Genomic DNA, 19,336 nt, shown 5'->3' with positions numbered 1-19,336 from the left:
TCGGTGAAGAAGGACGGAATGCTCGCTCGGTTGACGGCCGCCGCCAAGCGCGGTTGGTCTGCGTTGCTCACGCTGCTCGGCCGCGAATACGGCGCTGGCATAGGCCACTGGCGGCGTTCATTGCAGGTTCGGACGATTTCCGTGACTCTGCTGGTGACTTTTCTGGCGGTGGGCGGCGTCGGCATTTTTCTGTCCAACCAGATCGCCAACGGCCTTTTCCAGGAGCGTCTGGTGCAGGCCACCGCTGAAGCGAAGCGCAGTATCGACCGGGTGCAGGGTTCCTTCGACGGCGTCAGTGTGGGCCCGGGCACCGATAAGGCGAAACTGGTCGGCATCGCTCAGGGCATTTTGAAAAACCTGAGCGATGACACCTCAGAGAGCAGCCGTGGCTACCTGCTGGTTCTGGTGCCCAATCAGAACAGTCAACTGGCGATCGTGAGTTCTATCACCAGCGCGGATGACGGCAGCATCACGCCATCGATCATGCCCGATGATCTGCGCTCAGCCGTGCGAGAGAGCTCAGGATCAGAGCTGTTCTGGAGGTCGATAGCACTGCCGGTCGACGATAAAGGCAGCCATCCCGCCCTCGTGATGGGCAAAAAAGTGACCTTGGTAGACACTAATTACGAGCTCTACTTGGTGTACGACCTCTATAAGACGCAAGACACCCTGAACTACATCCAATCTGTTCTGTGGATCTCCGGGGCCGCGATCTTGCTCTTGATCGGCGGAATCACTTGGTACGTCACCCGCAATGTGGTGCAGCCGGTGAGTCAGGCTGCCCTGGTCGCGGAGAAGCTCGCCGCGGGGGAACTGCAAGAACGGATGAACTCGCGCGGCGAGGACGAGATGGCCCGTTTGGCTCACTCTTTCAATAAGATGGCCACCGCCTTGCAAGAGCAGATCACTCAGCTCGCTTCGCTCTCCGAGATGCAGCGGAACTTCGTCTCCGACGTTTCCCATGAACTGCGCACCCCGTTGACCACTGTCCGGATGGCCGCGGAGGTGCTCTACGAATCCCGGGATTCCTTCGACCCGGTGAACAAACGTTCGGCGGAGTTGATGTACCACCAGGTCGAGCGATTCCAGGCGTTGCTGGCGGATCTCCTGGAGATCTCCAGGTTCGACGCCGGTGCCGCCGTGCTGGATTGGGAGTCTCAGGATCTCTTCGGCGTGGTCGACCGGGTGCTTGACGCCGCTCAGCCGCTCGCCGATCAGATAGGTTCGACCATGACGGTGGTCTCCGCTGTGCAAGGGGATCACTGTGTGGTGGAAATGGATCCGCGGCGCATTGAAAGAATCCTGCGCAATCTGATCGTCAATGCTCTGGAACACGGGGAAAAGAGGCCCATTGAGATCTTCATTGCGGCTGACGCCGAGGTGGTGGCAGTCGCGGTGCGTGATCACGGCATCGGGATGACCGAGGAAGCACTGAGTCGGGTCTTCGACAGATTCTGGCGCGCTGATCCGGCACGGGCCCGCACCACGGGCGGTAGCGGCCTGGGGCTGGCGATCGCCACCGAAGACGCCCATCTGCACCATGGCAAACTGGAAGTCTGGGCACGCCCAGCGGAGGGCTCCTGCTTCAGGCTGACACTGCCGCGCAGAAGGGACCTCCTGGTCGACCATTCTCCGCTGAATCTGCCACCCGATACTGCACGGGAACAGTCGGTCGCGGCGGCTCCGGAGTTCGATGAGTCCTTGAAGAATGCGAGCACCTCAGATGAGAACTAACGTCAAGCGATTCATCGGCATGTTCGCTCTCTCCGCCCTCTTGCTCTCCGGCTGCGCCAGCATTCCCACCGGCGGGGACGTCGGCAAAGTGCAAAACAGCCCCGGCTCCACGTCCGATGATTTTAATATCGGTTACACCGAGCAACCGCCGGCACCCAACGCCAGTCAGCAGGATATCGTGCGAGGTTTCCTCGACGCGGCGACCGGCGTCGGCAATAACTTTCAAGTCGCTAAGAAATATCTCACCGATGCAGCCGCGGTTTCCTGGGACAGCAGCGAACGCACCGTGGTCTATCAGGGCACTCCGGAAATCTCTGCAACGGGCGGTAACAGTGCCTTCAGCGCGAAGCTCCAAGTCCAGTCGATCGTCGACGCCAGCGGAATTCTGACACCAGCACCGCCGAGGAGCACCGAATCCCTGAAGTTCGGCCTGACCAAGGTCGATGGACAGTGGCGGATCAATAGCTTGCCGGACGGTATTGCGCTCGCGACGAATATCTTCACCGATCTTTTCAGACATCAGACGCTGTATTTCTACGATCCGGGCTTCAGATATCTGGTGCCGGATGTCAGATGGCTGGCCGGTAAAGGAGGTTCTGCCGCGGTCGGCGTAGTGAATGCCTTGCTCAATGGGCCCGCACCGTATTTGAAAGGAGCGGTGGCGAGCGCTTTCCCAGACGGCATGCGGCTGGAGTCACCCACGGTGCCGATTGAGAACTCGATAGCCACGGTAGATCTTTCGGCCAAGCCTTTACTCGATGCTTCTTCGACGGCTCGCTTGCAAATGCAGACCCAGCTATTGGCCACCCTGCAAGGTGGCCTGAACACCGTGACCGGCGTTCAGATGCGAGCTGGTTCCGATCAGATCGCCCTGGGATCAGCGCCGCAGCCCGCGGACGCGTTGCGGCCTGCCGCCGTGAGCAGCAGGTTGATCGGCGTGGCCAATAACGATCTCGCCTATCTCGATGGAAATGCGGTGGGTCCCATCGCCGGTCTGGCTTCGGTCGCCCAGCTGGGCCCGCGAAGCCCCGCGCAGACCTATCAGCTCTTCGCGGAAGGGGGAGCGGTGGCTTTTCTCGATGCCGCTCAGAACAGTCTCTACACCATTGCGCCCGGGCATACGGTGGTGAAGCCGGTCACCGGACAGAAACTCACCCCGCCCTCTTTCTCACCCCGGAACTGGGTCTGGACAGCTGAAGGAAATGGCAGCGGCAATGTCTATGCGGCCCATCCGGGAGGGCAGAACACTCTACAGACCCCGGTGGTGTCCTTGAACGTGGATTGGCTCAAAGGCAGGACGGTTACTTCTTTCAGGATTTCTCGGGATGGCACCAGGGTCCTGATCGCCTCGAGCAGCAATGGTCAGACCCAGCTCCAACTGGCCGGAATTCTCCGTCAAGACAGCACAGACAACAGCGCGCCGCGTGATCTCACCCCGCCGACCACCATCTACTGGGGTAGCTCGGCGGCTTCCCTCGCGTATTGGGCGGGTGAGAACAGCATCGTGCTGTTCTCACCCGGAAACGGTGACGTGGCTCCGATGGATATCGAGCTGGCCAAGGATTCCGATCAGCTTCCCGTTCTCGCCGCCATGCAGCAACTCAGCGTAGGCAATAGTCCCACTGACCTTTATGCTGTGGACGCCAAAGGTAAGCTCTTCAAATCCTCATCGAGCGCTTGGTCCGAGTCTCCTACCAAAGGCATCCAAGGCCTGGCTTTCTCCGGTTAGCCCGATTTCTTCACAACCAGCCATCGATCTGGGACTTCAGCTGATTTCCTCCCGGAGGATCTGCAAGCTGAAAAGATGCCGGAAACGACGTCAACCAGTTCCTCGATCACCCCTCTAACCGCCCTGCACCGGGCAGCACCAGAGGCCCCTTGGCATCGCTGCTGGGACTATTCGCTGCGGCTCTGGAACGAATTCTTCTCCCTGATTTTCCCAGCCGAGTGCGTGATCTGTGGCAGCTCGGAGGTTGTGCTATGCCGAGCCTGCACCAGGGAACTCAGCGCGCTGACCCGGCAGCCCCTTCGGGCGGAATCGGGGGCTGTCGCACTCAACGACGTCCGAGGTGTCGCCTTGCTACCTGTTGTGGCGGCAGGGGTTTACCGCGGGCCGTTGGCCAAGGCTGTGCTGGCCTTTAAAGACCATTCGGCGCTCTCGCTGGCAAGGCCGCTTTCAGCTGCTCTGTGGCGCGCCTATCAGCACTTGCTGCTGACCGGCCAAGGTGCACAAGACCAAGATATACAAGGCCAAGATGCACAACAGGTGGGGCTGCGGCGCCTGGACGCTGAGTTCGCAATGCCGCTGTGCGTTCCCGTGCCGGGTAGCGGCTCGGGGTACAGGCGACGTGGCTATCACCCGTTGCAGATCCTCTTGACGGCACTGCAACGCAGGGCCGGGAACTCCCTGCCGGCGGCCAGGGTTCTCAGATTGCGCTGGCGGCTCGGCCGGCTCAGAAGGCCGCAGAAGACGCTCTCCGCGGCTGCCCGGCGTCGGCAGTTGCGTCACAGCATGTACGTGCCGGCCCGCTATCGGAGGTTATGGCACGGTCGGGAGTGCATCCTAGTGGACGATGTGCTCACCACCGGAGCCACCCTCGCAGAGGCTCACCGCGCGCTCCAGGAAGCCGGATTACGGGTGAGGGGCGGCATCGTGCTTGCCGCAGTGCCTAAAAAATTACAAAAGACTAACAAAGTTGAATCATCGTGGAATGCCAATCAGGGGTGGTAAAACACCGTGATGAAAATACAGAGGATTCCTAGAAAAATAATTCGCCTTTGAGGGTGAATAACGACGCACTTTGAACTAACGTGAGTAAACGGGTACCCCTTAAAGGACCAAGACCCGTCGGCGGTCTGCTAGCAGTACCAAAAGCCGACCGCCGCGTCACTTTTCGTCACGTGGAGGGCACTATGGAATTCATGATCAGCGGCCGCAATCTCACCGTCTCAGACCGGTTCCGGGAATACGCATCGGAAAAGATTTCCAAACTTGAACACCTGACCGAGAAGGTCCAGCGCATTGATGCAAAAGTGTCCAAGCAGACCAATGCAAGGACTGCTGATCCTCAGCTCACGGTAGAGCTGACCGTCCAGGGGCGCGGTGCGGTGATCCGCGCTGAAGCTCATGGGTCGGATAAATTCGCTGCCTTTGATATCGCCTACGGGAAGCTCTTGGAAAGACTTCGCCGGGTGAAAGATCGAAAGAAGATCCACCACGGGAGACACACTCCGATTGCGGTCAGCGAGGCAACCGCTAGCCTGCCCACGGTCGGCACCGGGCCCATTGCGCTGGTGACCGAGGAACCAAAGGCAGACACCCGATCACCCTATGAAATTGAAAACGACATTCCCGCGGGAGACTCTCCGGTGCTGATTCGCCGCAAGGTTTTCCCGGCTGCCACGATGGGAGTGGATGACGCCGTGGACAATATGGAGCTCGTCGGCCACGACTTCTATCTTTTCGTCGATTCCGAGACCAACGCGCCCTCCGTGGTGTACCGCCGTCGTGGTTGGACCTACGGAGTGATCACGCTGGACGCCGATTGCACAGAAGAATCGGTCCCTGCGGAACAGATTCTGGCTTATCGTTCAGACGATAGGACTGTCGCTTCTTAAGCTGCTCCTCGTCAAGGACACCTTAAGAAAGCATCGCGGGGCTATTGCGGACTTTAGTAGTCCGCAATAGCCCCTAAGCTTTTTTCATGACCGAACGCGCTCCCCGGAGTTCTCTCAGCCTCGCTCAGGCTCGTCGTATCGCCATTGCAGCTCAGGGCCTGGCCAAGGGGAAACCCGCGGCCCCCGCCAGTAGCAGGGCCATCAGCAAGACTTTCGAACGGCTGCAACTCGTACAGATCGATTCGGTGAATGTGCTCTCCCGGAGCCACTATCTGCCGTTCTTCGCCCGGCTGGGGAACTACGACCGAGCTGCACTGGACCGGCTCTCTCAGCAGCACCCTCGCAAAATGGTCGAGTACTGGGCGCATGAGGCCAGTTTCATCAAGCCCGAGCATTTCGCCGATCTATTGCCCTGGCAACGTCGTAACTGGTTCGGCGATGACTCGCGCGCCGGCATCGAGGAAAGGGAACTCGCGCGACGAGTGCAGCAGCTGCTGAGTTCCTCGAACCCACTGACCTCCCGCCAGATAAGCCATAAGCTGGGTGATCAAAGCCGGGCCGCCCAAGAGAACTGGGGATGGAACTGGACTCCGGTCAAACTGGTTCTGGAGAGGCTCTTCATGTCTGGGCAGCTCAGCGTGGCCGGACGTAACGAGCAGTTCGAACGGCGGTATACCAGCGTGCAACGGGTGTACCGGCAGCTCCCGCAGAGTCCCGCTGAAAGCCAGGGAGCTTTGAAGCGGTTGATCGAGGCCTCTGCGAGAGCTCACGGCATCGGCACGGTCCGCTGTTTCGCTGATTATTTTCGTTTGCCCGTCAAAGCAGCGCTATCGGCAGTAGGAGAGCTAGAGCAAGAAGGTGTCTTAGAGGCGGTGCAGGTGGCTGGCTGGAAAGCGCCGCTCTACCTCCATCGGGAGGCTGCCGTTCCGCGGATCAGTCGGGGCCGTGCACTGCTGAGTCCCTTCGATTCCCTCGTCTTTGAGCGGCGGAGACTACTGGATCTCTTCGGTTTTCATTATCGGATAGGCATCTACACCCCGGCTGAGAAGCGTACTCATGGTTATTATGTCCTGCCCTTCCTGCTCGGTGATCGCTTAGTGGCCAGGACGGATCTGAAGGCCGATCGACTGGGACGGCGATTGCTAGTGCGCACCGCATTCGCTGAAGCAGAGGCGCCCGTGGAGACCGCGCGGGAGCTTGCGGCCGAGTTGCAGCTGATGGCTCGCTGGCTGCAGTTGGACGACGTCGTGGTGGAACCGGTGGGTGATCTGGCCGGGGAACTTGCCCGCGAAGTTGCCCAGCTCAATTGAGCCGCAAAATCAAGGTATTCAAGGATTTAAAGCACAGAATACGCTGAACGGGAACCTGTGCGCTCGCTGGCGCGTGACTCACGTAGACTATGCATGCTGGAAACTGTCCAGGTTTTCAGAAAGCTTCCGAAGCACACAGGAGTATGGAAAGTGCCATCACTGCTTGAAAGAGTTCTCCGCACTGGCGACCGAAAGATTTTGAAGCGCCTGCATGTCTATGTCGACGCAGTCAATGCTCTGGAGGAGTCCTTCCAGACTTTTACCGATGCTGAGTTGCGTGAAGAGACCGACAAGCTGAAAGCTCGCCATGCCGACGGTGAGTCGCTCGATGATCTGCTTCCGGAAGCTTTTGCTGCCGTGCGTGAAGGTTCCTTCCGAACCCTGGGGATGCGTCAGTTCGATGTTCAGCTGATGGGTGGTGCGGCTCTGCACCTCGGGAACATCGCTGAAATGAAGACCGGTGAAGGCAAGACCTTGGTGGCCACCGCACCGGCGTACCTCAATGCACTCACTGGCAAAGGCGTTCACGTGGTGACCGTCAACGATTACCTGGCGGGCTATCAATCGGAGCTGATGGGCCGTGTGCACCGCTTCATGGGACTCACCAGCGGCTGCATCCTGGCTCAGCAGGAGCCCTCGGTCCGCAAGGAGCAGTACGCCGCGGACATCACCTATGGAACCAATAATGAATTTGGCTTCGACTACCTGCGGGACAATATGGCCTGGAGCGCCGAGGAACTCGTGCAGCGCGGGCATCACTTCGCCATTGTTGACGAAGTCGACTCGATCCTGATCGATGAAGCCCGGACCCCGCTGATCATCTCCGGTCCGGCGAGCGGCGATGCAAACCGCTGGTACAGCGAGTTCGCCAAAGTGGTCTTGCGCCTCGATATCGAGGACGACTACGAAGTGGACGAGAAGAAGCGCACGGTGGGTGTGCTCGAGCCGGGAATCGAGAAGGTCGAGGATTACCTCGGCATCACGAACCTCTACGAGTCCGCGAACACCCCGCTGATCGGCTTCCTGAACAACGCCATCAAGGCCAAGGAACTCTTCAAGCGAGACAAGGACTATGTGATCCTGGACGGCGAAGTCCTGATCGTCGACGAGCACACCGGCCGTATCCTCGCGGGACGGCGTTATAACGAGGGAATGCACCAGGCCATCGAGGCCAAAGAAGGCGTTGAGATCAAGGCCGAGAACCAGACCCTGGCGACGGTCACCCTGCAGAACTACTTCCGTCTCTACGACAAGCTCTCCGGCATGACCGGTACCGCAGAGACCGAAGCCTCCGAGTTCATGGGCACTTACGAACTCGGTGTAGTGCCGATTCCGACCAATAAGCCGATGATCCGGATCGATCAGCCGGACCTGGTCTATAAGAACGAAGTGGTTAAGTTCGACGCCGTCGTGGAGGACATCGCTGAGCGTCACGAGGCCGGACAACCGGTTCTGGTGGGTACCACGAGCGTTGAGAAGAGTGAATACCTTTCCAGGCAACTGGCCAAAAAAGGCATTAAGCATGAGGTGCTGAACGCCAAGAACCACGCCCGTGAAGCCGCGATCGTGGCTCAGGCCGGGCGTAAGGGCGCCGTGACCGTGGCGACCAATATGGCCGGCCGTGGCACCGACATCATGCTCGGTGGCAACGCGGAGTTCAATGCTGTCGCCGAACTCGCGAAGCGAGGCCTGGACCCCGAGGAAACCCCCGAAGAGTATGAGGCAGCCTGGGCCGAAGCCTATTCGAAGGCTAAGGAAGAGGCTGAAACCGAGCACGAGGAAATCGTGGAGCTCGGTGGTCTGTACGTGCTCGGCACCGAACGACACGAATCTCGTCGTATCGATAATCAGCTGCGCGGGCGTTCCGGTAGGCAGGGCGACCCGGGTGAGTCCAGGTTCTACCTTTCGCTGACCGACGATCTGATGAGGCTTTTCAACTCCGGTGCGGCCGAGCGGCTGATGGGTCGCTCGGTGATGCCCGATGATGCGGCCTTGGAGTCGAAACTCGTCTCCAAGGCGATCGCCTCGGCTCAAGGGCAGGTTGAAGGCCGCAATGCCGAGCAGCGCAAGAACGTTCTCAAGTACGACGACGTCTTGAACCGTCAGCGCGAAGCCATCTATGGAGATCGGCGTCGGATCCTGGAGGGGGATGACCTGCACGAGAAGGTGCAGCACTTCCTCGAGGACACGATTGATGACATCATCGACAGCGCCACTGCGGAGGGGCACAGTGAGGAATGGGATTACAAGGCGCTGTGGAGCACCTTGGGCACCCTCTACCCGGTGAGCGTGACCGTTGATGATATCGCTGAGGAAGTCGGCGATCGGTCGGCGATCAGCCAAGAAGTGTTGAAGACTGAGATCCTCTCCGATGCGCGCCTGGCTTACCAGAACCGTGAGGAAACGCTCGGTTCTGACACCATGCGTGAGCTGGAGCGCCGTGTGGTCTTGTCAGTGATCGGCCGTAAGTGGCAAGAACATCTCTACGAAATGGACTACCTGAAGGAAGGTATCGGTCTGCGGGCAATGGCGCAGCGTGATCCCTTGGTGGAATATCAGCGTGAGGGCTTCGCCTTGTTCCAGACCATGATGGGCGCCATCCGTGAGGAGAGCGTCGGATTCCTGTTCAACCTGGAAGTACAGGTCGAGCAAGCCCCAGCAGCGAGCGTCGGAGTACAGGCCGAACAGCCCGCCGCACTTCTGGAGCGCGTCTCGGGAGATACCGAGGAAGCCGCTGAAGAACCGGCGAAGGCGGTCATTTCGGCGCCCGGCCTGGAAGCTCCTGAGCGGCCCAGCCAGCTTCAGTTCACCGCTCCGGATGCTTCGGGTGAGGCTGAGACCCATGTAGAACGGCAGTCCAGCGGGAGTACTACCCCGGCTGCGGCTAGGAAGACCCCGAGTAAACCGGCCGCTAAGCGGAAGAAGCGCCGCTAAACCTGAGGGCCAGGTCAGCCGATCTGCAAAACTGTAACGAGCCATCTGCCTTGAATCTGCTCGATCCTCAAGGCCATTGCCCGGTATCTTTGCCGATCCATGATCACCACGCTGATCTCATAGATGCCGGGTGCTACCCGGCAACTATGCGCTGATCGGATCTGTGGACGCTGGTACAGAGCTGGCTGAACATTCGGTACCGACGCTCTTTGGGCGGATCTGGCTTTCTGAGTCAGATCCGCCCTTCGTTCTAAAAGGCTAAAGGCCTCCTGGCTGAGTAGACGGGAGAGTTGTCGAGCTTGCCGTGTACCCGCCAAGGTTTCCAAACTCGCTTTGGCCACACTGGCGGCCAGTTGACGGATCTTGACTACTTCTTGCGCCGAGGAGGTTGGAAGCCGGGTGACCGCCGAGGTCCCTGCGACTGGAAGAGCAGACCGTGCTTCGCCTGGAATTCTTCCTTGCGGGCTCAGGGTAGCTGCCGGGTATCCGGAAGGGCTGAGGCTCATCTCAGTTCCTCTCTGGCGCCATGAGCAGCTGGCCCGCTAGTACGAAGTCGGGGTCCGGGCCGATCAGCTCACGATTGGCTTGGTACCAACGAGGCCATTCTTCGGCGATCTCCAGGTCTGTAGCTCGGGGTCCCAGCACTCGTTTGACTAGCTGCCAGAGACACTCGCCGGGCCGGACGGTTTGAAAGCGATCTTGTCCGGAAAGGGCTTGCCTCGGTGCGGGCGCGATGAGCAAACCAGGCTCCACAGGCCGTCGGGTCTGAGGTTTCGGTGCTGGCAGCGGGCTGATTGCTGATTCCGGTGGCTCGGGCAGCGGTTCTGGTTGCCACCGGGGATCTATCGGCGCGGAGGCTGGTTGCTGGGGTGGCTCCGCTGACTGTGCGGCCAGGCCCTGGCTCGCGGTGGAAATATTCAGATAAGCGCTGATCAGCAGTGTTGCCAGAGCGGTGAAGAACCTAGGATAGTTCGCTGCCGCTCGAGTTGGCCGGTGCGCGCGAACTCTTGAAGGGGAGCACGCCGATTCGGCCAGAAGCCTCGACCGTAAGCCCACGAGCAAGGCGAGTGCGAGGCCGCAGAACCACCAGAGGATAAGCAGAGCTCCAAGAGACGCCGCTACTAAGGCGATTGCGGCATCGAATTCAGCATTTACTGAAAAAACCGAATGCACTGAATCAGCCCAAGCGAGCTGCGAGAACTCGGTGAATCCAGAGCACAGTAGCAGGGTTCCCAAGCCGAGGATGCTGAGCCCGCAGCAGATCTGGAAAGCGGAAGCATCACCTTGATCTTTAGTATCTTTTGATGGCTTTAGGGTAGTTTTGATTAACATAGAATTTATTTAGCATCTTTGGGAATCTTTGTCTAGGGTTATCGGAATATCTGTACTCTTGACCGCGGTAAAAGCTGAACATACGCTGTCCCCGTGCGATGGGATGCGCTCTTTGCCGATTTGCAGGTGCAGTTTGCCGCAGCCGAGCAGCGGAAACTGGACCAGGAGATTTCCGAGCGGGCCAAAGTGGAGGCCTCCGCTATCGGACTCCCTGATCGGCTACGTGCCTCGATCGGCCGGGAGGTTTCCATCACGGTGAAACCAGAATTGCGTTTTTCCGGCACGCTGGGGTTTGTCGGCTTGGATTGGGTGCTGATCAATACCCCGGCGCACTCCGCGATCATTCCGCTCCGGGCCATGATGAGTATTGAAGGACTGACTCGGCTGGCTCTTTCGCCGTCAAGCCGGATTCAGCAGAGCCTGAGTTCCGCGATTCGAGCACTGGCCAGCAGCAGGGCCGAAGTGACCTTGTGTCTCTCCGGAGCGGACGGGGTTCCCGGCACGCTCTCCGGAGTGATTGTCAGGGTGGGGGCCGATCACTGTGATCTGCTGCAATTGCCGGATCGTGATTCATTTCCTGAGACCGAGCGGAAAAAGCTGAGCGTTCCATTTAGGGCGGTGCTCGCTGTCGCGTCTTGGCAGGTGGAAGCGCGATGGAGGTTATGATCTTTGAGTGGTAGAACTGCACTCTCGAAGCTTGCTTTACGAGATCTGGCTTTTATCGGCCAGTACTCAGATGATCCTTGATCGGCTAGGCGCACCAACGGGGGTTTCGGCGGATGAGACGGCGGTGCTGGCCACACTCAGATTCACCGGAGGAGCTTCCCAGAAGCAGATCTCAGAGCTCACGAGCATGCGGCGCAGCACGCTGTCGATGATGCTCGGCAGGCTGGAGAGAGCCGGACTGGCCAGTAGGACTACCAACCCCCTTGATGCCCGATCAAGAATATTTGCGATTACCGCAAAAGGTGATCAAGTCCTCGACATCCTCGAAGAGAGCATCTTCCGGATTGAAGGCGCTTATGGTGCTGAAGCCGCTATGAAATGGGAAGATTCAGTGTCAGCTATCCGGCGGCTGCGTGAGGAGATCCTCAGGTACGGCAAGGCCGAAATCACGAGAGCGGTTCCCTGAAGTACTGCTCTGAAGTGGCGATTATTTCAGGATTCAGAGGCGCTGTTGAGCTGCGATCGGAGCCGTTCGGCCTCAGCGTACCGCTCTTGGATATAGCGTTCCAGCATGCTTTCCTCGATGCGCCATTGCCCGCGGCCGCCGACCTGAATAGCCGATAGCTCTCCGCTGCGCACCAGGGCATAGGCGGCTGGGGCTGAGATTTGGAGCTGCTCGGCGACGTCTGCGAGGGTTAAAAAGCGTGGCATTGACCCATTTTGTCACTCTTTGAACCGCTTGGGTAGCTGATCGAAAGTTATTCACAAATGGCTCCTGCCCTCTTATCTTCGGTGAATTTAGGCATTATTCTGTCTGAACCAGATTCATTGATCGGGCAAAGGAATCACTATGGTCGCGAGTATGCCGGATAACCGATTGCGAAAACCGTCCTGGAAAGATCCACGATTGATGATCGGCGTTTTACTTGTTTTGGTATCAGTGGCTGGAGCGGTGTTATTGCTGGGATCCGCGGATCAGACCACTGATGCTTATGTCAGCCAGGGAAACATCGCGGTAGGGCAAAAGATCGAGCAGTCAAAACTCAATCGGGTCAAAGTTCGGCTCAATGACGTGCAGTCCTCCTATTATCTGGCGAATGAGGTTATCCCGAAGGACGCCGTGGCGGTGCAATACATTCCTCAGGGGCAGCTGATCGCGAAGCACAGCGTGGCACAAGCCGATTTGCTGGGTCGTAAACCGGTGGCCATCGATCTCGAACAGGAGCTTCCGCTCTCCGCAGCAGCCGGTGATCGGGTCGATATCTGGATCGCCGCGGCGGATTCCTCGCCCGACGCTGTGCCAAAGCTGCTTTTGCCGAACACCGAGATCGCTGCTTTGCACAAGGGGAAGAACGGGCTCTCCGGAAACACCCCCGATGTGCTCTATGTCCTGGTTGACGATCAGCACTTGCCGGTTTTACTTGCGGCGTTGAGTAATAAGTCCAGAATCTCGGTGGTGCTCAACCTCGCTGGAAGTCAATCATGACCGTCTCGGTTGCTGTGTTCGGTGCGAGCGGCGGCCGGCTGATAACGGAACTCGAGCGCTTGCACAGCTCTCTCACCGTCGTGCGGCACTGCCTGGAACTGAGCGAATTGGTGGCAGCCTGCCAAAGCGGGCTGGCGCAGGTGGCGATAGTCACCGAACAGCTTGATCAGCTCAACGCCGCGCTGCTCGAGCGATTGGCAGCTTTCGACGTGATGGTGCTGGCGCTCAGTGACGACGACGATCTGCGGCAGAGACTCTCCGCGCTTGGTGTGTGCGTACTGCCTGGGCAGTCCAGCTCAGAAGAACTGCTCAAGCAGATCACGGGGAAGATCAAGACCGACGGGAGGATTCTCGGCATCGGATCGGCAAACGGTGCGGTAGATCCAGACAGCGGATCAGCGAAAGCCGGTACAGCGCATCGTTTAGTAGCTGTCTGGGGCCCGATCGGCTCGCCGGGCAGGACCACTGTCGCGGTCAATCTGGCGGCAGAACTGGCTGCTGCCGGTCGACGGGTGATGTTGGTGGACGCGGATAGCTATGGGGCCAGCATCGCTGCCACCCTTGGCTTGCTCGATGAGTCGGCTGGTATAGCTCAAGCCGCTCGCTTGGCTGATCAAGGCCTGCTCGACGAAACCAAATTGCTGGAGATCGCCCCCGAAGTAGGGCTTGGCCCTGGAAAGCTCCGGGTTCTCACGGGATTGACCAGGCCGGATCGTTGGATGGAGCTGAGGGCCTTGTCTTTAGCAAAGGTCTTCGAGCACTGCCGGGAAACTTTTGAAATCACGGTTGTGGACTGCGGATTTTCGCTTGAGTCGGATGACGAATTGAGCTTTGACAGCTACCTCCCGGGCCGCAATGCGGCCACCCTGACAGCCTTTGCCGCCGCCGATCAGATCTTTGCCGTCGGCAGTGCGGATAGCCTAGGGGTGCCCAGGCTCATTCGAGCCCTGCAAGAACTCGATCAAGTCCTTCCCGAGCAAAGCATCACCGTGGTGCTCAACAAAGTCAGGGCGACCGCAGCTGGCCGGCGTCCGGAACGTGCGCTGCAAGAGGCCTGGCAGAGGTTCGGGCCGAGGCATCCGATCAGTCATTTCCTGCCCTGGGATCCTGAAAGCAGCGATCGTGCTCTGCTCGCGGGACAGGTGTTTTTAGAGGCGGCGCCGGAGGTCTCGCTCCGTAAGAAGCTCTGCGGATTAGTTGGTGCATTTGCACAGTGATTTTGCCAAACTGCTGTGCTATCAACCACAGCAGAAGAGAGCGTTTTCAAGCTATTCTCATGGGGGGCCGCAAAGATGCGGCGAGTAACTGCTACGGAGGCGCATTTAGATGTCGAACGGGTTCGAAGAGACCGGGATCAGCGGGAACACCACCGCGACAACGAAACTCAGTGAACAGACTATCGACAGCTTCATCGCCGATTATTACGAGCAGATCGCAGAAGAAGATCGCGCCAAGTACGAGGTCAGCACGCTTCGTCAACGTGCTCTGACCCATCGGGCTCTCGCTGAGTACAGAGCCAACGGAACCTCTAAGGTTGCAGTGGTCGACGAAAGCGATGAGACCCGGCACCATAAAGAGTCCGTGGTCTATATCGTCACCGACGATATGCCCTTCCTGGTTGATTCGGTCACCGCCGAGATCGCTCGGCAGAACGCCGCGATCACTCTTGTGGTGCACCCGATGTTCGTGGTCACCCGGCAGCAGGCGAATGACGAATTGGTGAGCGTCTCCAAGGTGCCGGCATATCTCGGCGTGGCGAGCGGGGATACCGCCGCAATGCCTGATCTCTCGCACCTGATCTCCGGTGGCGATCAGTCATCCCACATGGAATCCTGGATTGCCATTGAAATCGGCCAGCTGAGTGACGAGGGCCGTCAGAAACTTCTCGAGGGTCTTGAGCGCATCCTCGATGACGTCCGAGTGTCGGTTCAGGACTGGCAGGCTATGCGGCAGAAGGCCGTGGCCTGCGCGGCGAATCTTGCCAAGGTGCCGGGAAACGACCAAATTGCTGATCTTCAGGAAGCCGAAGAACTGCTGAACTGGATGGACGCCGGAAACTTCACTTTCCTCGGCTACCGCGAGTATGACCTGAGGAACGAGGACGGCGAAGACGTGCTGGTCAATCGGGAAGGCAGCGGACTCGGGCTGCTCCGTGAATCCCGGGTGGCGAAGCAGGTGCAGCATCTGACTTCCGCCGGGCAGAAGAAAGCACGAGAAAAACATGCCTTGGTGATCACCAAGGCCAATTCACGCTCAACCGTGCATCGTTCCGGTTATCTGGACTACATCGGCATCAAATCATTCGATTCAGCCGGAAATGTCAATGGCGAGCAGCGCTTCATCGGACTCTTTGCCTCAGTGGTCTATACCGGCTCGGTACGCAGCATCCCGGTGGTGCGCGAAAAGGTCAATGCCGTGCTGCGGCACTTTGGGTTCCCACCGGATTCGCATTCGGGCAAGGATCTCTTTGCTGTTCTGGAAACCTATCCGCGCGACGAGCTCTTTCAGATCGAGGTCGATGACCTGATCGATATTGCGGAGGGAATTCTGAGGCTGCAGGAACGACGTCGCACCAGGCTCTTCCTGCGGCCCGATATCTACGGCCGGTTCATGTCTGCCTTAGTTTTCATCCCGCGTGACAGATACACCACTGCGGTCCGACGTCGGATTGAGAGCGAGCTGACGCGAACTTTTGACGCGGTAAGCATCGATTTTGAAGCACGGATGAGCGAATCGACCTTAGCTCGACTGTTCTTCCGGATCAGGCTCCCCAAGGGAGCCGATGTGAACGATGTTGATACCAGCACCCTCGAAGAGCGACTGGTCACTGCCGCACGCTCCTGGTCGGAGGGGTTGCGAGAAGTGCTCGGCCAAGCCTTGCCGATGGATCAAGCAGGAGTGCTGGGGAAGCAATGGGCAGAGGCCTTCCCGGCGAGCTATCGGGTCGATTTCGAAGTCGAGGATGCCATCGAAGACATCCGTCGTTTCGAAGAATACGATCTGAAATATCGTGCTGCCAAGCAGCGAGATCCCGAATCGGTCTGCAGCCCCGGGCTCAAGGTCTACGTTCCTCAGGGCGTCCAGGACGAACTCGAAGAGGATGCCAGGGTCAAGCTCTATATGGCTCACCCCAAGAGCCTCAGCCAGATCCTGCCCTTTTTCCACAACCTCGGTATTGAGGTCCTCGACGAACGTCCTTTCGAGATTCAGACGGCTGATAAGCGAGATTTCTTCCTCTATGATCTGGGATTGAAGTACCCCGCGGGGATCGATCCGATCCAGACCTCAGAGCTCCTGGCGGCCGCCTTCGGCGCGGCGATCAGCGGCGCCAGCGAATCGGATGCGTTTGACCGACTGGTGCTTCGCGAAGGCATGGACTGGCGTCAAGTGGTCATCCTGCGCAGCTATGCGAAGTATCTTCGCCAGATGGGGAACAGCAACTCCTACGGTTTTGTCGCGGACACCCTGCTGAGTAATGCCGTCGTAGCCAAAGCCTTAGTGGGGCTTTTTGAGACCAGCTTTGACCCTGAGCTTCCGGACCAGCAGCGTCCCGCGCTTCTGGAGACAGTGCGCGCCCAGCTGTCCGAGGGGCTCGAGCAGGTTCCGACACTGGACGCGGACCGGGTGCTGCGTACTTTGGCACAGCTGATTGAAGCGACCCTGCGGACCAACTATTTCCAGTTCAAGCCCTATCTGAGCGTCAAGCTCAATCCGTCGGCTATTGAAGGCCTGCCGTTCCCTCGCCCGATGTTCGAGATCTGGGTCTATTCGCCCAGAGTGGAGGGCGTGCACCTACGCTTCGGCAAGGTCGCCCGTGGCGGGCTGCGCTGGTCCGATCGACGCGAGGATTTCCGCACTGAGATCCTCGGGCTGGTCAAGGCCCAGACGGTCAAGAACGCGGTCATCGTGCCCACCGGCGCCAAGGGCGGGTTCTTCGCCAAAGCACTGCCTGACCCCAGCGTGGATCGAGCGGCCTGGATGGCTGAAGGCATCGAGAGTTACAAGACGTTCATCCGCGGCCTGCTGGATCTCACCGATAATCTGGTCACCACCGATGAAGGGGAGAAGCTGGTTCCTCCCGTCAAGGTGATCCGTTACGACGGTGACGACTCCTATCTTGTGGTGGCTGCCGATAAAGGCACCGCTTCGTTTTCCGATATCGCCAATTCCATCTCCGCTGACTACGGCTTCTGGTTGGGCGATGCCTTCGCCTCCGGCGGCTCGGTGGGCTATGACCACAAAGCGATGGGGATTACCGCTCGGGGAGCCTGGGAGTCGGTCAAGCGTCATTTCAGCGAGTTGGATCTCGACACTCAGACAGAAGACTTCACCATGGTCGGAGTCGGTGATATGTCCGGAGACGTCTTCGGCAATGGCGCTTTGCTCTCGGAGCACATCAGGTTGGTCGCGGCCTTTGACCACCGACATATTTTCCTTGACCCGAACCCGGACCCCGCGGTCTCTTACGCCGAGCGGCGGCGGATGTTCGAGCTGCCGCGCTCTTCCTGGGATGACTACGATAAATCCTTGATCAGCGAAGGCGGGGGAGTGTACCCCCGGCAGGTGAAGACGATCCCGATTTCAGAGCACGTCAGAGTCGTGCTGGGCCTGCCGGAAGGCACGGTGGCGATGACCCCGCCCGAGCTGCTGAGGGCTATTCTGCTGGCCCCGGTGGACCTGCTCTATAACGGTGGAATCGGCACCTATGTGAAGGCCAGTTCTGAGACTCACGCCGAGGTCGGCGATAAAGCCAATGACGCGATCCGAGTCGACGGCCGGGAGCTGCGAGTCAAGGTGATCGGAGAAGGCGGCAATCTGGGGATGACCCAGCGTGGCCGGATCGAAGCCGCGCTGCACGGCGTCATTCTGAACACCGATGCGATTGACAATTCCGCTGGCGTTGACTGCTCAGACCATGAGGTCAATATCAAGATCTTCGTCGATCGAATGGTGGCGGCCTGCCGCCTCTCCGCAGAGGAGCGCGCTGATTTCCTGGCCGAAATGACCGATGAGGTCGGCAGGCTCGTGCTGGAAGACAACGTCGATCAGAACGTCCTGCTGCTCAACGACCGGATGCGAGTGGTCGAATGGAGCCCCAGTTATGAGCGACTGATGGATTGGCTGGAGATCCACGCTGACCTGGATCGGGAGATCGAGGCGCTGCCCAGCACCCAGACGTTGCGAAGCAGGCTCGACGGTGGCCAAGGCCTGACCTCTCCTGAACTCTCAGTTTTGGCTGCCTACGCCAAGATCGAACTGGCCAACGCTTTGCGAGACAGTGATCTGGCAGATGACCCATGGTTCCGTAAGACCTTGAGGCAGTATTTCCCGAAGCACCTGGCTGAACGCTTCGATGCCGAACTCGATTCTCATCCGCTGCGCCGTGAGATCATCGCCACCGTGGTGGCCAATGACATGATCAATATCGGTGGCATCACCTTCGCTTTCCGGGCGATGGAAGAAACCAACGTCAGCGAGGCGGTACTGGCCCGGGCCTTCGTCGCGATGCGGGAGATCTATCAGCTCGATCAGGTGACCGAGGCACTCGCCGCTTTGCCGCCGTCATTCTCTACCGAGCACTGGTGCAATATCCACTTGGATATGCGTCGTTTGCTGGACCGTGCAGTGCGTTGGCTGATCAGCCACTCCGCGGTCTCCGAACCGATTTCTGAGGTCGTGGCACGGTATCAGCCCATTGTGAGCTCGTTGCGAGCCGATCTCTTCGGCTACCTCGCCGGGGTGGATCGCGATCGGGTTGAGGGCTGGCGCAGCATGGCCGAGGGCTGGGGCGTCCCGGCCGCGCTGAGCAGCCGCTGGTCGGAGATGTTTGAAAGCTTCGCCCTGCTGGATATTGCCAGAGTGAGTCACCAGATCACCGAGCCGGTAACTCAGATCGCTCGGGTCTACTACGCCATCTTTGCCCAATTCGGTGTGGATGGCCTGTTGGGGCGGATCTCTTCTTTGCCGAGGAAAGATCGCTGGCAGGCGCTGGCTCGCGGTGCTCTCCGGGATGATCTGTACTCCACCGTGGTCGATCTCACGCTCGCGGTGATGCAGGCGACTCCGCAGACGCCGGGAGAAGCGCCTCAGGGCCCGGATCAGCGAATCGCCAGTTGGACCGAGCAGAATGCCGAACAGCTTGAACGCGTCAAGGCGATGTTCGAGGAAGTGAACCAGCTCGAACAGGACGATATGGCCTCACTTTCGGTTGCACTACGCTTGCTCCGTTCGATCGTTCGTCGATAGGCCCGGGCAG

Annotated in this window: 14 protein-coding genes; 11 read left to right on the top strand and 3 right to left on the bottom strand. The window is 59.1% G+C overall.

Going from position 1 to position 19,336, the window contains the following annotated elements:
• Nucleotides 1-3: 3 nt before the first annotated feature.
• The 6 genes from mtrB (at nucleotide 4) to secA (ending at nucleotide 9,596) form a co-directional block, all read left to right on the top strand.
• Entirely contained in the window at nucleotides 4-1,734 is a 1,731-nt protein-coding gene (gene mtrB / locus ABDK06_RS03395) for an MtrAB system histidine kinase MtrB (RefSeq protein WP_394938917.1), read from the top strand.
• Nucleotides 1,724-3,463 carry an LpqB family beta-propeller domain-containing protein gene (locus ABDK06_RS03390; protein WP_394938915.1) on the top strand — a complete coding sequence of 580 codons (1,740 nt, stop codon included), beginning with the start codon at nucleotides 1,724-1,726 and terminating at the stop codon, nucleotides 3,461-3,463. The genes mtrB and ABDK06_RS03390 overlap by 11 nt, the downstream gene beginning before the upstream one ends.
• A 75-nt stretch (nucleotides 3,464-3,538) precedes the next feature.
• Nucleotides 3,539-4,465 (top strand): ComF family protein, encoded by a 927-nt coding sequence (locus tag ABDK06_RS03385; protein ID WP_394938913.1) that lies wholly within the window; start codon nucleotides 3,539-3,541, stop codon nucleotides 4,463-4,465.
• Between the two features lie 182 nt (nucleotides 4,466-4,647).
• Nucleotides 4,648-5,352: a ribosome hibernation-promoting factor, HPF/YfiA family gene (gene hpf, locus ABDK06_RS03380; protein ID WP_394938911.1), complete on the top strand. Its 705-nt coding sequence runs from the start codon at nucleotides 4,648-4,650 to the stop codon at nucleotides 5,350-5,352.
• An 86-nt stretch (nucleotides 5,353-5,438) separates the two neighbouring features.
• On the top strand, nucleotides 5,439-6,662 hold the full coding sequence (locus tag ABDK06_RS03375; protein WP_394938909.1) for a winged helix-turn-helix domain-containing protein: 1,224 nt from the start codon (nucleotides 5,439-5,441) through the stop codon (nucleotides 6,660-6,662).
• Nucleotides 6,663-6,812: 150 nt separating this feature from the next.
• Nucleotides 6,813-9,596: a preprotein translocase subunit SecA gene (gene secA / locus ABDK06_RS03370; protein WP_394938906.1), complete on the top strand. Its 2,784-nt coding sequence runs from the start codon at nucleotides 6,813-6,815 to the stop codon at nucleotides 9,594-9,596.
• 14 nt (nucleotides 9,597-9,610) lie between these two features.
• Here secA and ABDK06_RS03365 read toward each other — a convergent pair whose 3' ends face one another.
• A complete protein-coding gene (locus ABDK06_RS03365; RefSeq protein WP_394938904.1) occupies nucleotides 9,611-10,102 on the bottom strand; it encodes an Rv3235 family protein in 492 nt (163 codons plus the stop codon).
• A 1-nt stretch (nucleotide 10,103) separates the two neighbouring features.
• Nucleotides 10,104-10,928 carry a LysM peptidoglycan-binding domain-containing protein gene (locus ABDK06_RS03360; protein WP_394938902.1) on the bottom strand — a complete coding sequence of 275 codons (825 nt, stop codon included), beginning with the start codon at nucleotides 10,926-10,928 and terminating at the stop codon, nucleotides 10,104-10,106.
• A gap of 93 nt (nucleotides 10,929-11,021) precedes the next feature.
• On the opposite strand from ABDK06_RS03360, the gene ABDK06_RS03355 reads away from it, so the two are divergent.
• Nucleotides 11,022-11,594 carry a hypothetical protein gene (locus ABDK06_RS03355; protein WP_394938900.1) on the top strand — a complete coding sequence of 191 codons (573 nt, stop codon included), beginning with the start codon at nucleotides 11,022-11,024 and terminating at the stop codon, nucleotides 11,592-11,594.
• 7 nt (nucleotides 11,595-11,601) lie between these two features.
• Entirely contained in the window at nucleotides 11,602-12,060 is a 459-nt protein-coding gene (locus ABDK06_RS03350) for a MarR family winged helix-turn-helix transcriptional regulator (RefSeq protein ID WP_394938898.1), read from the top strand.
• A gap of 26 nt (nucleotides 12,061-12,086) precedes the next feature.
• On the opposite strand, the gene ABDK06_RS03345 is transcribed toward ABDK06_RS03350, so the two are convergent.
• Nucleotides 12,087-12,305 (bottom strand): helix-turn-helix domain-containing protein, encoded by a 219-nt coding sequence (locus ABDK06_RS03345; protein ID WP_394938896.1) that lies wholly within the window; start codon nucleotides 12,303-12,305, stop codon nucleotides 12,087-12,089.
• 139 nt (nucleotides 12,306-12,444) lie between these two features.
• Here ABDK06_RS03345 and ABDK06_RS03340 point away from each other — a divergent pair, with 139 nt between their 5' ends.
• From ABDK06_RS03340 to ABDK06_RS03330, 3 genes are all read left to right on the top strand, one after another.
• Complete coding sequence (locus tag ABDK06_RS03340; RefSeq protein ID WP_394938894.1) at nucleotides 12,445-13,080, top strand: hypothetical protein; 636 nt, start codon at nucleotides 12,445-12,447, stop codon at nucleotides 13,078-13,080.
• Nucleotides 13,077-14,297 (top strand): AAA family ATPase, encoded by a 1,221-nt coding sequence (locus ABDK06_RS03335; RefSeq protein WP_394938892.1) that lies wholly within the window; start codon nucleotides 13,077-13,079, stop codon nucleotides 14,295-14,297. The genes ABDK06_RS03340 and ABDK06_RS03335 overlap by 4 nt, the downstream gene beginning before the upstream one ends.
• Nucleotides 14,298-14,406: 109 nt before the next feature.
• Complete coding sequence (locus ABDK06_RS03330; protein WP_394938890.1) at nucleotides 14,407-19,326, top strand: NAD-glutamate dehydrogenase; 4,920 nt, start codon at nucleotides 14,407-14,409, stop codon at nucleotides 19,324-19,326.
• Nucleotides 19,327-19,336: the final 10 nt, after the last annotated feature.

The sequence above is a fragment of the Psychromicrobium ferritrahens genome (assembly GCF_043789415.1).
Taxonomy (GTDB): Bacteria; Actinomycetota; Actinomycetes; order Actinomycetales; family Micrococcaceae; genus Renibacterium.
This window is presented reverse-complemented; position numbering and strand designations above follow the sequence as displayed.